Here is a 15,158-nt window from a genome sequence, read left to right as displayed (position 1 = left end):
CGCCGATCCCCCCCCCCCCTCCAAAACTCACAGGCACCGGCTCGACGCCCGGTGCCCTTTCTACAACATTAAGATCTGGTGACACCGCGGGGCCGGGGGGCCCCCCCCCCGCCACTCCTTTCGCGTCGAAGGGAGGCTGCGTAACGCGAAGAGTGCGAAAACCTCTTTCCTGAGGGCCGCAAACCGGCCTTCAGGAAACGGGTTTTCTCCCGTTTCTGGCCCGCCGCCAATTGGCGGCGGGTGAAAAGACAAGAAGCCGCCGACAGGCGGCGGGCAACAAGACAGGGCCGCCAAGGTGGCCCGAGATGCAAGGCGAGCCGCGGCGAGGCTCGTCCCGAGAATTGAGCTAAGGAGCGACGATGGCCCAAACCCAGACTTTCAATGGCCGCAGACGCGTACGCAAGTTTTTCGGAAAGATCCCGGAAGTTGCGGAGATGCCGAACCTGATCGAGGTTCAGAAGGCATCCTATGACCAGTTCCTGATGGTGGAGGAGCCCAAGGGTGGGCGTCCTGACGAGGGACTGCAGGCAGTTTTCAAGTCGGTCTTCCCGATTTCCGATTTTTCCGGCTCCTCGATGCTGGAATTCGTGAAGTATGAGTTCGAGGGACCGAAATTCGACGTTGACGAATGCCGTCAGCGCGATCTGACCTATGCGGCGCCGCTCAAGGTGACGCTGCGCCTCATCGTGTTCGATATCGACGAGGATACCGGCGCCAAGTCGATCAAGGACATCAAGGAGCAGGACGTCTACATGGGCGACATGCCGCTCATGACCTTGAACGGCACCTTCATCGTCAACGGCACCGAGCGCGTCATCGTCTCGCAGATGCACCGTTCGCCAGGCGTCTTCTTCGACCATGACAAGGGCAAGTCGCACTCGTCCGGCAAGCTCCTGTTTGCCGCGCGCGTCATTCCCTATCGCGGTTCGTGGCTCGACATCGAGTTCGATAGCAAGGACGTCGTGCATGCCCGCATCGATCGCCGCCGCAAGATCCCGGTGACGTCGCTGCTGATGGCGCTCGGCATGGACGGCGAAGAGATCCTGTCGACCTTCTACAACAAGATCACCTACAAGCGCGCCGGCGACCATTGGCGCATCCCGTTCAACGTCGACCGTTTCCGCGGCCTCAAGGCCGTTGGTGACCTGGTCGACGCCGACACCGGCGAAGTCGTCGTCGAGGCCGGCAAGAAGATCACCGCCCGCCAGGCCAGGGCGCTTGGCGAAAAGGGTCTCAAGGCGATCAAGGCGACCGACGAGGATCTGCTCGGCAACTACCTTGCCGAGGATATTGTCAACTACGCGACCGGCGAGATCTTCCTCGAAGCCGGTGACGAGATCGACGAAAAGACGCTGAAAGTGCTGCTTGGCACCGGTGACGATGAGATCAAGGTCCTCGACATCGACCACGTCAACGTCGGCGCCTACATCCGCAACACGCTCAACGTCGACAAGAACGAGAGCCGCCAGGACGCGCTGTTCGACATCTACCGCGTCATGCGCCCCGGCGAGCCGCCGACGCTGGAAACCGCTGAGGCCATGTTCAACTCGCTGTTCTTCGACAGCGAGCGCTATGATCTGTCGGCCGTTGGCCGCGTCAAGATGAACATGCGCCTCGAGCTCAAGGCCGAGGATACCGTGCGCGTGCTGCGCAAGGACGACATCCTGGCCGTGGTCAAGACGCTCGTCGAACTGCGCGACGGCAAGGGCGAGATTGACGACATCGACAATCTCGGCAACCGCCGCGTGCGTTCGGTCGGCGAGCTGATGGAGAACCAGTACCGCGTCGGCCTGCTGCGCATGGAGCGCGCGATCAAGGAACGCATGTCCTCGATCGAGATCGACACGGTGATGCCGCAGGACCTGATCAACGCCAAGCCGGCGGCTGCCGCCGTGCGCGAGTTCTTCGGTTCCTCGCAGCTGTCGCAGTTCATGGATCAGACCAACCCGCTTTCGGAGATCACCCACAAGCGCCGTCTTTCGGCGCTTGGACCGGGCGGTCTGACCCGCGAGCGTGCCGGTTTCGAAGTGCGCGACGTGCACCCGACGCATTACGGCCGCATCTGCCCGATCGAGACGCCGGAAGGCCCGAACATCGGCCTGATCAACTCGCTTGCGACCTTCGCGCGAGTCAACAAATACGGCTTCATCGAGAGCCCGTACCGCAAGATCGTCAACGGCAAGCTGACCAATGAGGTCGTTTACCTCTCGGCTATGGAAGAGGCCAAGCACCACGTCGCGCAGGCCAATGCCGAGCTCGACAAGAATGGTCATTTCGTCGACGAATTCGTCATTTGCCGCAACGCCGGCGAAGTGATGATGGCGCCGCGCGAAAACGTCGATCTGATGGACGTGTCGCCGAAGCAGATGGTGTCGGTGGCCGCGGCCCTGATCCCGTTCCTCGAGAACGATGACGCCAACCGTGCGCTGATGGGCTCGAACATGCAGCGTCAGGCCGTGCCGCTGGTGCGCGCCGAAGCGCCGTTCGTCGGCACCGGCATGGAGCCGATCGTCGCCCGTGACTCGGGCGCCGCCATCGGCGCCCGCCGCGGCGGCATCGTCGACCAGGTGGACGCGACGCGTATCGTCATCCGCGCCACGGAAGATCTCGATCCCGGCAAGTCCGGCGTCGACATCTACCGGCTAATGAAATTCCAGCGTTCGAACCAGAACACCTGCATCAACCAGCGTCCGCTGGTGCGCATGGGCGACCGGGTCAACAAGGGCGACATCATCGCCGACGGCCCGTCGACCGAGCTCGGCGATCTGGCCCTCGGCCGTAACGTGCTGGTCGCGTTCATGCCGTGGAACGGCTACAACTACGAGGATTCCATCCTCCTGTCCGAGCGCATCGTCGCCGACGACGTCTTCACCTCGATCCACATCGAGGAGTTCGAAGTCATGGCCCGCGACACCAAGCTCGGGCCGGAGGAGATCACGCGCGACATTCCCAACGTCTCGGAAGAAGCGCTGAAGAACCTCGATGAGGCCGGCATCGTCTACATCGGTGCGGAAGTGCAGCCGGGCGACATCCTGGTCGGCAAGATCACGCCGAAGGGCGAAAGCCCGATGACGCCGGAAGAAAAGCTGCTGCGCGCCATCTTCGGTGAAAAGGCCTCGGACGTGCGCGACACCTCGATGCGCATGCCTCCGGGAACCTTCGGCACCGTCGTCGAAGTGCGTGTCTTCAACCGCCACGGCGTCGAGAAGGACGAGCGCGCCATGGCCATCGAGCGCGAGGAGATCGAACGCCTCGCCAAGGACCGCGACGACGAGCAGGCGATCCTCGACCGCAACGTCTATTCGCGCCTTTCCGACGTTCTCGTCGGCAAGGAGGCGATTGCCGGGCCGAAGGGCTTCAAGAAGGGCTCGAAGCTGTCGAAGGACACGCTCGACGAGTATCCCCGTTCGCAGTGGTGGCAGTTTGCCGTGGAGAACGAAAAGCTCCAGAGCGAACTGGAAGCCCTGCGTGGCCAGTACGACGATTCCAAGAAGGCGCTCGAGCAGCGCTTCATGGACAAGGTCGAGAAGGTGCAGCGCGGCGACGAGATGCCTCCGGGCGTCATGAAGATGGTCAAGGTCTTCGTGGCCGTGAAGCGCAAGATGCAGCCCGGCGACAAGATGGCCGGCCGGCACGGCAACAAGGGTGTCGTGTCGCGGATCGTTCCGGTCGAGGACATGCCTTTCCTCGAGGACGGCACGCATGCCGACATTGTGCTCAACCCGCTGGGTGTGCCGTCGCGCATGAATGTCGGCCAGATTCTGGAAACGCACCTGGGCTGGGCCTGCGCCGGAATGGGCAGGAAGATCGGCGATCTGATCGATGCGTACAAGACAGCGGGCGACATCAAGCCGCTGCGCAAGACGCTCGAGAGCTTCATGCCGGCCAACGACCGCAACGAGCCGGTCCGCGAATATGATGACGAGAGCATCGTTCGCCTCAGCGAGCAGATGCGCCGCGGCGTCTCCATCGCGACACCGGTGTTCGACGGCGCGCACGAGGCCGACATCAACATCATGCTGGAGCAGGCGGGCCTGCACACCAGCGGTCAGTCGCAGCTCTATGACGGACGCACCGGCGAGCCGTTCGATCGCAAAGTGACGATGGGTTACATATATATGCTCAAGCTTCACCACCTTGTGGACGACAAGATCCACGCGCGTTCGATCGGTCCGTACTCGCTCGTTACCCAGCAGCCGCTGGGCGGCAAGGCGCAGTTCGGTGGCCAGCGCTTCGGCGAGATGGAGGTCTGGGCGCTCGAAGCGTACGGCGCCGCCTACACGCTGCAGGAGATGCTGACGGTGAAGTCGGATGACGTCGCCGGACGCACCAAGGTCTACGAGGCGATCGTCAGAGGCGACGACACCTTCGAGGCCGGCATTCCCGAGAGCTTCAACGTTCTCGTCAAGGAAATGCGGTCTCTCGGCCTCAATGTCGAGTTGGAGAACACCAAGCTCGACGACAACCCGATCCGGCTGCCCGACGCGGCCGAGTAAGCAAGACGTCCGGCCGCGGTCTTCCCGCGACCGGACGCACCAAATTCTCGGCCGATGGCCGATCAAGTCGGCGGGCGTTTGGCCCGCGCTAGATGCAAGGGGTTTTCGAGGACCCCGAAAAGGAGAACGGCATGAACCAAGAGGTCATGAATCTCTTCAATCCCCAGGCGCCTGCGCAGGTGTTCGATTCCATCCGGATCTCGCTTGCCAGCCCTGAGAAGATTCTGTCCTGGTCGTTCGGCGAGATCAAGAAGCCGGAGACCATCAACTACCGCACCTTCAAGCCGGAGCGTGACGGCCTGTTCTGCGCGCGCATTTTTGGCCCGATCAAGGACTATGAGTGCCTGTGCGGCAAGTACAAGCGCATGAAATACAAGGGCGTCATCTGCGAGAAGTGCGGCGTCGAAGTCACGCTGTCGCGCGTCCGCCGCGAGCGCATGGGCCATATCGAGCTGGCGGCACCGGTCGCCCACATCTGGTTCCTGAAGTCGCTGCCGTCGCGCATCGGCACGCTGCTCGACATGACGCTGAAGGACATCGAGCGGGTCCTCTACTTCGAGAACTACATCGTTACCGAACCCGGCCTCACCGCGCTGAAGGAGCACCAGCTGCTCAGCGAGGAAGAGTACATGATGGCCGTCGACGAGTATGGCGAGGATTCGTTCACCGCCATGATCGGCGCCGAGGCGATCCACGACCTTCTGGCCGGCATGGACCTCGAGAAGATCGCCGGCGACCTGCGTTCTGAGCTGGCTTCAACCACATCCGAGCTCAATCTGAAGAAGTACCTGAAGCGGCTCAAGGTCGTCGAGAACTTCATGGAGTCTGGCAACCGTCCGGAATGGATGATCATGAAGGTGGTTCCGGTGATTCCGCCGGATCTGCGCCCGCTTGTCCCGCTGGACGGCGGCCGTTTCGCCACGTCGGATCTGAACGACCTCTATCGCCGCGTCATCAACCGCAACAACCGCTTGAAGCGGCTGATCGAGCTGCGCGCGCCCGGCATCATCGTGCGCAATGAAAAGCGCATGCTGCAGGAAGCCGTCGATGCGCTGTTCGACAACGGCCGCCGCGGCCGCGTCATCACCGGCGCCAACAAGCGTCCGCTGAAGTCGCTGTCCGACATGCTGAAGGGCAAGCAGGGCCGCTTCCGCCAGAACCTGCTCGGCAAGCGCGTCGACTATTCCGGCCGCTCGGTCATCGTTACCGGTCCGGAGCTCAAGCTCCACCAGTGCGGCCTGCCGAAGAAGATGGCGCTCGAACTGTTCAAGCCCTTCATCTACGCCCGTCTCGACGCCAAGGGCTACTCCTCGACCGTCAAGCAGGCGAAGAAGCTGGTCGAGAAGGAGCGTCCGGAGGTCTGGGATATCCTCGACGAGGTCATCCGCGAGCATCCGGTGCTGCTGAACCGCGCACCGACGCTGCACCGCCTCGGTATCCAGGCGTTCGAGCCGATCCTGATCGAAGGCAAGGCGATCCAGCTTCACCCGCTGGTCTGCACGGCCTTCAACGCCGATTTCGACGGCGACCAGATGGCGGTCCACGTGCCGCTGTCGCTGGAAGCGCAGCTCGAAGCCCGCGTGCTGATGATGTCGACCAACAACATCCTGCACCCGGCTTCCGGTGCGCCGATCATCGTGCCGTCGCAGGACATGGTTCTCGGTCTCTACTATCTCTCGATCGTCAATCAGAACGAGCCGGGCGAGGGCATGGTGTTTGCCGACATGGGCGAACTCCAGCACGCGCTCGAGACCAAGGCAGTCACGCTGCATGCCAAGATCAAGGGGCGCTTCCGCACGGTCGACGCCGACGGCAAGGTCGTGTCGAAGATCTACGACACCACGCCTGGCCGCATGATCATCGGCGAGCTGCTGCCGAAGAACCACAACGTGCCCTACGAGACCGCCAACCAGGAGATGACCAAGAAGAACATCTCCAAGATGATCGACACCGTCTACCGCCATTGCGGTCAGAAGGAGACGGTCATTTTCTGCGATCGCATCATGGCTCTCGGCTTCAGCCACGCCTGCCGTGCCGGCATTTCGTTCGGCAAGGACGACATGCTGATCCCGGACGCCAAGATCAAGCTGGTGTCCGACACCGAGGCTTTGGCCAAGGAATACGAGCAGCAGTACAATGACGGCCTGATCACCCAGGGCGAGAAGTACAACAAGGTCGTCGACGCCTGGGCCAAGTGCTCGGAAAAGGTCGCCGACGAAATGATGGCCCGCATCAAGGCGGTCGAGTTCGAGGACAACGGCCGTCAGAAGCCGATGAACTCGATCTACATGATGTCGCACTCCGGTGCGCGCGGCTCGCCCACCCAGATGCGCCAGCTCGCCGGCATGCGCGGCCTGATGGCCAAGCCCAGCGGTGAAATCATCGAGACGCCGATCATCTCGAACTTCAAGGAAGGCCTCACCGTGCTCGAGTATTTCAACTCGACCCACGGCGCCCGCAAGGGTCTGGCCGACACCGCCTTGAAGACGGCGAACTCGGGTTACCTGACGCGTCGTCTCGTCGACGTGGCGCAGGACTGCATCGTCAACTCTCTCGACTGCGGCACCGACAAGGGCCTCACCATGCAGCCGATCGTCGATGCTGGTCAGGTCGTCGCTTCGGTTGGCCAGCGCGTTCTCGGCCGCACCTCGCTCGACGACATCACCCATCCGGTCACCGGCGAGGTTCTGGTCAAGGCCGGAACGCTGATGGACGAGCGTGACGTGGAACTGATCGAAAAGGCCGGCGTGCAGTCGGTTCGCATCCGTTCGGCGCTGACCTGCGAGGTCAGGGTCGGCGTCTGCGCGGTCTGCTACGGACGCGATCTGGCCCGCGGCACGCCCGTCAACCAGGGCGAGGCTGTCGGCGTCATCGCGGCGCAGTCGATCGGCGAGCCGGGCACCCAGCTCACCATGCGTACCTTCCACATGGGCGGCACGGCGCAGGTGGTGGATTCCTCGTTCCTTGAAGCCTCCTATGAGGGCAAGGTCGAGATCCGCAACCGCAACGTGGTGCGCAACTCCGACGGCCAGCTGATGGTCATGGGCCGCAACATGGCGGTGCTGATCCTCGACGAAGCCGGCAAGGAACGCGCCACGCACCGCGTTACCTATGGTTCGCGCATCTTCGTCGACGATGGCGACAAGGTGAAACGCGGCCAGCGCATCGCCGAGTGGGATCCTTATACCCGCCCGATCCTCACCGAAATCGAGGGCAGGGTGGCATTCGAGGATCTGGTCGATGGCATTTCCGTTCAGGAAACCGCCGACGAATCGACCGGCATCACCAAGCGCGAGGTCATCGACTGGCGTTCGACGCCACGCGGCAACGACCTCAAGCCGGCGATCGTCGTCCAGGATGCCAAGGGCAAGGTCGGCAAGCTGTCGAAAGGCGGCGACGCCCGCTTCCTGCTCTCGGTCGAGGCCATTCTTTCGGTCGAGCCGGGCGCACAGGTTCGTCCCGGCGACGTGCTGGCGCGTATCCCGATGGAAAGCGCCAAGACCAAGGACATCACCGGCGGTCTGCCGCGTGTTGCCGAACTGTTCGAGGCACGCCGTCCGAAGGACCACGCCATCATCGCCGAGATCGATGGCACGATCCGCTTCGGCCGCGACTACAAGAACAAGCGCCGCATCATCATCGAGCCGCATGACTCGACGCTTGAGCCAGTCGAATACCTGATCCCGAAGGGCAAGCCGTTCCATCTCCAGGACGGCGACGTCATCGAGAAGGGCGACTACATCCTCGACGGCAATCCGGCGCCGCACGACATCCTGGCGATCAAGGGCGTGGAGGCGCTTGCCTCCTACCTCGTCAACGAAATCCAGGAGGTCTACCGACTGCAGGGCGTGTCGATCAACGACAAGCACATCGAGGTGATCGTTCGCCAGATGCTGCAGAAGGTCGAGATCACCACGCAGGGCGATTCGACCTACATTCCGGGCGACCACGTCGACGTGATCGAGTTGGAAGAGGTCAATGAGCGCCTGGTCGAGGAAGGCAAGAAGCCGGCCGAAGGTCAGCCGGTGCTGCTCGGCATCACCAAGGCCTCGCTGCAGACGCCGTCCTTCATCTCCGCCGCTTCCTTCCAGGAGACGACGAGGGTGCTGACCGAAGCTGCGGTTGCCGGCAAGACCGACATGCTGCAGGGGCTGAAGGAAAACGTCATCGTCGGCCGGCTGATCCCGGCCGGTACCGGCGGTACGATGAGCCAGATCCGGCGCATCGCCACCTCGCGCGACGAGTTGATCATCGACGAGCGCCGCAAGGCGTCCGGCGTCGAGGTCGCCGAGCCGATGCTGACCGACATGGTTAACGCCGCGCAGTAAGCGCGCAAGCAAGAGAAGATAGAAAAGGGGCCTAAGTGGCCCCTTTTCGCATTTTGGTTCCTCATTCGGATGGGAGAAGAAACGATGAGCAGGAAGATTTGGGCTTCTGTCGACGACTACATTGTCGAAGCTCTTTTCGAGGCGGATCCCGCTCTTGATGCCGTTCTGGCGGCCAACCATGATCAGGGCCTGCCGCCTATCGACGTTTCCCCGGCACAAGGCAAGCTGCTCTCACTTCTTGCGCGAATGCAGGGAGCGAGGAAGGTACTCGAAATCGGCACATTGGGCGGTTATTCGACAATCTGGATGGCGCGAGCATTGCCGATGGACGGCAAGGTCGTGACGCTCGAGCTTGATCCGCACCACGCCAGTGTCGCGCGGTCGAACTTTGAACGGGCAGGGGTGTCTGACCGTGTGGAACTGCGGGTCGGACCGGCGCTTCAATCGCTTGCGGCCTTAGGCGCCGAGAATGCCGGGCCGTTCGACTTCATCTTCATCGACGCCGACAAGCCGAACAACCCGCACTATCTGTCCTGGGCCATGCGTCTTTCGAGGCCGGGGACCGTCATCGTCTGCGACAATGTCATCCGTGACGGCGCGGTGGTGAATGAAGATGGTCGCGATGCCAATGTCGAAGGGGCACGCGCGGCGTTCTCGTTCATCGGCAGCGACAAACGTCTGGAAGGCACCGCGATCCAGACTGTTGGCGCCAAGGGCTATGACGGCTTTGCAATAGCGATCGTTAATTGAATTTGTGCGGTGCGCCGGCCGGACCTGCGATCCGGCGGCGCCCACTGATCAATCGAAAAACGCCTCCACCACATTGCGCTTGCCGAGCATGAAGGCGTCGGCGACGTGCTGCAGGGGCGCGAGATCGACGTCGGAGGTGCCGGCGCGCACGATCTCGGCGAAGCGCTTGTAGAGCATCGGATATTCGGCTTCCGGCTCCTCGTGAACGACGCGGCCATCGATGGCAAGCTTTGAGCCGCCGCCAGAAAGCACCATCGATCCTGCCTCGGTATCGGCCAGGATGTCCCAGCTTTGCGGGCCGGTCTGACGCCAATCGAGTTCCATCGTCACCGGCAGACCGTTCGACGTGCGGAAGGCGATATGGGCGGCGATGGGGGCCGCGCGGTTTTCGGGGAAATCGAGTTCTGCCGAGCTGATGAACATCGGCGGCAGGATGTGGGTAGCGATCGACAGGGCGTTGATGCCGGGATCGAACACGCCAAAGCCGCCGGGAGCCCAGATCCATTCCTGATTCGGATGCCAGCGGCGCACGTCTTCTTTCCAATTGATGGCGGCCGACCTGATCGTTGTCGATCCAAGGAATGCGCGCGCAGCTTCGACAGCCGGCGCATAGCGTGAATGCCAGCTGGCGAACAGGCAGACGCCGTTCGCTGTCGCCAGCGCCTTCAGGTCTTCGACCTCGCTGACCGTGGCGCCGGGCGGCTTTTCCAGAAAAACATGCTTTCTCGCCGTGAGCGCCAAGCGCGCGGCGTCGTAACGAAACTGCGGCGGCATGCACAGCGACACCGCCTCGAGCTCCGGCGTTGCGTCGAGCATCGCCTCGATCGTCGGGAAGTTCGGGATGTCCTCGACTTTGCCATGGCGGCTGGCTGCAGCAACCAGGCGATAATCTTGGTCCTTCGCCAGCGCCGGCAGATGCTGGTCACGGACGATCTTCCCCACGCCGACGATGCCGAGCTTGATGGGATTAGAGGACATGGGAGCTCCGCAGGTTGAGTGTGCTTGGTTTTGCCAGAGGTCGCTTCTTAGCAGAGAACTTGTGCCGGGCAAGTCGCCGGGCTTTGTCGCCGGCCCGTGAGATCGACCGCGATTCAGATCTCTTCAGATCGGCACATCGAACGTCACGATCGACACTTCGCCTTCGAGCGCGCCCTGATAGGCGGACAGATGCGGCTCCTCGTCCGGCACGCCGTCCATGTCGCCGATCTGATCGAGCTCTGCCTCGGCATAACCTTCCGCGGCAAGTGATTCGAGAGCGCGGCGCACCGCCGAATCGTCGTCCGGCGCGACCAACATCACATGCACGCCTTCCGGCTTGCCGCCTTTGCGCTTCCACACCCGCCCGGTAATAATGGTGACCGGGCGCTCCTCATTGTCATTCACGGGTTCGTACCTCCGGGCGAGGGGTTTTGGGCTGTTCATGCCGCCTTTTCGCACGAAGCACGGCCTGGAAACAGCGGCAAGCCGGTCACTTTCTGCCTTCCTCTTGAAAAACGGCGCAAGAAAATTACATGCGCTTTTCGCATGGCTGCCAAGCCTCGGGTTCAGCGCAATATTTGCCGCCCCGGGGTTGACGGACAGTGGCCATACGAGTAGAAGCCGCCCAGTCAGAACCGATGTGAGGCTCTTGCTTCCGAAGCGACACGCTTTGGAGTTTGCCTCAAACAGGGTTCGTTTTACGAGCGAAAAGACATTTCCGGCGTGCACGAAGCGGCTTCCGCTTCCTCTGCCATTTGTTCGGGCAAGACCGCGAGGCGCGGTTTGTGGCCCGAATTTGCGTATGGAAGTGACGCTTTGAGCGGCCCTGACCGGGCGAGATACGGAATTGAGAGACAAGAGGGTTTAATGCCTACCGTCAACCAGCTGATCCGCAAGCCGCGCATTGCGCCGGTGAAGCGCAACAAGGTCCCGGCCATGCAGCAGAACCCGCAGAAGCGGGGCGTCTGCACGCGCGTCTACACCACGACGCCGAAGAAGCCGAACTCGGCGCTGCGCAAGGTGGCCAAGATCCGCCTGACCAATGGTTTTGAAGTGATCGGTTACATCCCCGGCGAAGGCCACAACCTTCAGGAGCACTCGGTGGTGATGATCCGCGGCGGTCGCGTCAAGGATCTTCCGGGCGTCCGTTACCACATCATCCGCGGCGTGCTCGACACGCAAGGCGTGAAGAACCGCAAGCAGCGCCGTTCGAAATACGGCGCCAAGCGTCCGAAGTGACCGAAGCGTAGCCGAGGTCGTTCCGGGCGGCGTCAAGCGACGATCCGGGATCCAGGCCACCGCGTAGAATTGAGGCAGAGAAAAAATGTCCCGTCGTCACAGTGCAGAAAAGCGTGAGATCAATCCGGACCCCAAGTTCGGCGATCTGATCGTCACCAAGTTCATGAACGCCGTCATGTATGACGGCAAGAAGTCGGTTGCCGAGACCATCGTCTACGGCGCGCTCGACCAGGTTCAGTCCAAGACCAAGCAGGAGCCGGTCACCGTCTTCCATCAGGCGCTCGACAATGTCGCGCCGCATGTGGAAGTGCGTTCGCGCCGCGTCGGCGGCGCCACCTACCAGGTTCCAGTCGACGTGCGCCCCGAGCGCCGTCAGGCATTGGCCATCCGCTGGTTGATCGCCGCCGCCCGCAACCGCAACGAGACCACTATGGTCGACCGCCTCTCCGGCGAGCTGATGGACGCGGCCAACAACCGCGGCACCGCCGTCAAGAAGCGTGAAGACACCCACAAGATGGCAGAAGCCAACCGCGCTTTCGCGCACTACCGCTGGTAAAGCGCGAACGAGACTGAAGAGGCACCTCCCATGGCCCGCGAATATAAAATCGAAGACTACCGCAATTTCGGTATCATGGCGCACATCGACGCCGGCAAGACGACGACCACCGAGCGCGTCCTCTATTACACGGGCAAGTCGCACAAGATCGGCGAAGTCCACGACGGCGCTGCCACCATGGATTGGATGGAGCAGGAGCAGGAGCGCGGCATCACCATCACGTCGGCCGCGACCACGACCTTCTGGAAGGGTCGCGACGGCAAGATGCACCGCTTCAACATCATCGACACCCCCGGCCACGTCGACTTCACCATTGAAGTCGAGCGTTCGCTGCGCGTGCTCGACGGCGCCATTGCGCTGCTCGATGCCAATGCCGGTGTCGAGCCGCAGACGGAGACCGTCTGGCGCCAGGCCGACAAGTATCGCGTGCCGCGCATGATCTTCTGCAACAAGATGGACAAGATCGGCGCCGACTTCTACCGCTCGGTCGAGATGATCGGATCGCGCCTCGGTGCGCATGCCGTCGTCATGCAGCTGCCGATCGGCGCCGAGACCGAGTTCAAGGGTGTCGTCGACCTCGTCGAGATGAACGCGCTGGTCTGGCGCGACGAGACGCTGGGCGCTGCCTGGGACATCGTCGAGATCCCTGCCGACCTCAAGGCTCGTGCCGAAGAATACCGCGAGAAGATGATCGAGGCCGCCGTCGAAATGGACGAGACGGCGCTCGAGAATTACCTCGAAGGCAAGATGCCGAGCAACGACGAGATCCGTGCGCTCATCCGCAAGGGCACGATCGCGGTGAAGTTCTATCCGATGTTCTGCGGCTCGGCCTTCAAGAACAAGGGCGTGCAGCCGCTGCTCGACGCCGTCGTCGAATATCTGCCGTCGCCGGCCGATGTCCCGGCCATCAAGGGCGTCGACGCCAAGACCGACGCCGAGATCGAGCGTCATGCCGACGACAACGAGCCGCTGTCGATGCTTGCCTTCAAGATCATGAACGACCCGTTCGTCGGTTCGCTCACCTTTGCCCGCATCTATTCGGGCAAGCTCACCAAGGGCATCTCGGTCGACAACACCGTGAAGGGCAAGAAAGAGCGCATCGGCCGCATGCTGCAGATGCATGCGAATTCGCGCGCCGACGTCGAAGAGGCGTTTGCCGGCGACATCGTCGCCCTCGCTGGCCTCAAGGACACCACCACCGGCGACACGCTCAGTGATCCGCTGCATCCGGTCATCCTCGAGCGCATGGAATTCCCCGATCCGGTCATCCAGATCGCCATCGAGCCGAAGACCAAGAACGACCAGGAAAAGATGGGTCTCGCCCTTCACCGCCTGGCCGCCGAGGATCCGTCCTTCCGCGTCAAGACTGACGAGGAATCGGGCCAGACGATCATTTCCGGCATGGGCGAGCTTCACCTCGACATCATCGTCGACCGCATGCGCCGCGAGTTCAAGGTCGAGGCCAATGTCGGCGCGCCGCAGGTGGCCTACCGCGAGACGATCACCCGCAAGCACGAGCAGGACTACACGCACAAGAAGCAGACCGGCGGTACCGGCCAGTTCGCCCGCGTCAAGATCCTGTTCGAGCCGAATCCGGAAAGCAGCGAATTCGAGTTCGAAACCAAGATCGTCGGCGGCGCTGTGCCGAAGGAATACATCCCCGGTGTCGAAAAGGGCATCAACAGCGTCATGACCTCGGGCCCGTTCGCCGGCTTCCCGATGATCGGCGTCAAGGCGACGCTGATCGATGGCGCCTACCACGACGTGGACTCGTCGGTTCTGGCCTTCGAAATCGCCGGCCGCGCCTGCTTCCGTGAAGCAGCCCCCAAGCTTGGCGTGCAGTTGCTCGAGCCAATCATGAAGGTCGAAGTGGTGACGCCGGAAGATTACGTCGGCAGCGTTATCGGCGACCTGAACGGCCGTCGCGGCCAGATCCAGGGCCAGGAAGCCCGTGGCGTGGCTGTGGTCATCAACGCGATGGTGCCGCTCGCCAACATGTTCAAATACGTGGACAACCTTCGCTCGATGAGCCAGGGCCGCGCGGCCTACACGATGCAGTTCGACCACTACGAGCCGGTCCCGACCGCGGTCGCCCAGGAAGTCCAGAAGAAATACGCGTAACTCGAAACGAGTTGCATCAGTAACTTAATTCAAGGCCCGCACGGGCTGGCAGGAATGGAGAGATCACATGGCAAAAGGTAAATTCGAGCGCACTAAGCCTCATGTGAACATTGGCACGATTGGTCACGTCGACCATGGCAAGACGTCGCTGACGGCGGCGATCACCAAGTATTTTGGCGAATACAAGCGCTACGACCAGATCGATGCGGCGCCGGAAGAGAAGGCGCGCGGCATCACCATTTCGACGGCGCACGTCGAATACGAGACCGCCAACCGCCACTATGCCCATGTCGACTGCCCCGGCCACGCCGACTATGTGAAGAACATGATCACCGGTGCCGCGCAGATGGACGGCGCGATCCTGGTGGTGTCGGCCGCCGACGGCCCGATGCCGCAGACCCGCGAGCACATCCTTTTGGCCCGCCAGGTCGGCGTGCCCTCGATCGTGGTGTTCTTGAACAAGGTCGACCAGGTCGACGACGCCGAGCTGCTCGAGCTGGTCGAGCTCGAGGTGCGTGAGCTTCTGACCAAGAACGAGTTCCCCGGCGACGACATTCCGATCGTCAAGGGTTCGGCGCTTGCCGCCCTTGAAGACAGCGACAAGAAGATCGGCGAGGACGCCATCCGCGAACTGATGGCTGCGGTCGATGCCTACATCCCGACGCCGGTTCGTCCGCTCGACAAGCCGTT

Annotated in this window: 9 protein-coding genes; 7 read left to right on the top strand and 2 right to left on the bottom strand. The window is 62.3% G+C overall.

Annotated features, from left to right (window positions below; all coding sequences use genetic code 11):
- Positions 1-359 precede the first annotated feature (359 nt).
- From rpoB to NKI72_RS32060, 3 genes are all read left to right on the top strand, one after another.
- Positions 360-4,496: a DNA-directed RNA polymerase subunit beta gene (gene rpoB, locus NKI72_RS32070; RefSeq protein WP_352835567.1), complete on the top strand. Its 4,137-nt coding sequence runs from the start codon at positions 360-362 to the stop codon at positions 4,494-4,496.
- Positions 4,497-4,627: 131 nt separating this feature from the next.
- On the top strand, positions 4,628-8,824 hold the full coding sequence (rpoC, locus tag NKI72_RS32065; protein WP_352851879.1) for a DNA-directed RNA polymerase subunit beta': 4,197 nt from the start codon (positions 4,628-4,630) through the stop codon (positions 8,822-8,824).
- Positions 8,825-8,908: 84 nt separating this feature from the next.
- Entirely contained in the window at positions 8,909-9,574 is a 666-nt protein-coding gene (locus NKI72_RS32060) for an O-methyltransferase (protein ID WP_352474774.1), read from the top strand.
- Positions 9,575-9,622: 48 nt separating this feature from the next.
- Here the strand turns inward: NKI72_RS32060 and NKI72_RS32055 are convergent, their stop codons facing one another.
- Complete coding sequence (locus NKI72_RS32055; protein WP_352835570.1) at positions 9,623-10,552, bottom strand: Gfo/Idh/MocA family protein; 930 nt, start codon at positions 10,550-10,552, stop codon at positions 9,623-9,625.
- A 123-nt stretch (positions 10,553-10,675) separates the two neighbouring features.
- Positions 10,676-10,957, bottom strand: coding sequence for a transcriptional regulator (locus tag NKI72_RS32050; RefSeq protein WP_023680447.1), 282 nt, complete (start codon positions 10,955-10,957; stop codon positions 10,676-10,678).
- 462 nt (positions 10,958-11,419) lie between these two features.
- On the opposite strand from NKI72_RS32050, the gene rpsL reads away from it, so the two are divergent.
- The 4 genes from rpsL to NKI72_RS32030 all read left to right on the top strand — a co-directional run.
- Positions 11,420-11,791 carry a 30S ribosomal protein S12 gene (gene rpsL / locus NKI72_RS32045; protein WP_006333356.1) on the top strand — a complete coding sequence of 124 codons (372 nt, stop codon included), beginning with the start codon at positions 11,420-11,422 and terminating at the stop codon, positions 11,789-11,791.
- Between the two features lie 85 nt (positions 11,792-11,876).
- Positions 11,877-12,347 carry a 30S ribosomal protein S7 gene (gene rpsG, locus NKI72_RS32040; protein ID WP_008875664.1) on the top strand — a complete coding sequence of 157 codons (471 nt, stop codon included), beginning with the start codon at positions 11,877-11,879 and terminating at the stop codon, positions 12,345-12,347.
- 30 nt (positions 12,348-12,377) lie between these two features.
- Entirely contained in the window at positions 12,378-14,468 is a 2,091-nt protein-coding gene (fusA, locus tag NKI72_RS32035; protein ID WP_023680448.1) for an elongation factor G, read from the top strand.
- Positions 14,469-14,535: 67 nt separating this feature from the next.
- Positions 14,536-15,158, top strand: a 623-nt coding sequence (locus tag NKI72_RS32030; protein ID WP_352851877.1) for a GTP-binding protein, incomplete at its 3' end; no start/stop codon positions are given.

Source organism: Mesorhizobium sp. M0437 (genome assembly GCF_040321335.1).
Taxonomy (GTDB): Bacteria; Pseudomonadota; Alphaproteobacteria; order Rhizobiales; family Rhizobiaceae; genus Mesorhizobium.
Note: the sequence above shows the minus strand (reverse complement) of the source record. Positions and strands in the feature narration are given on the sequence as shown.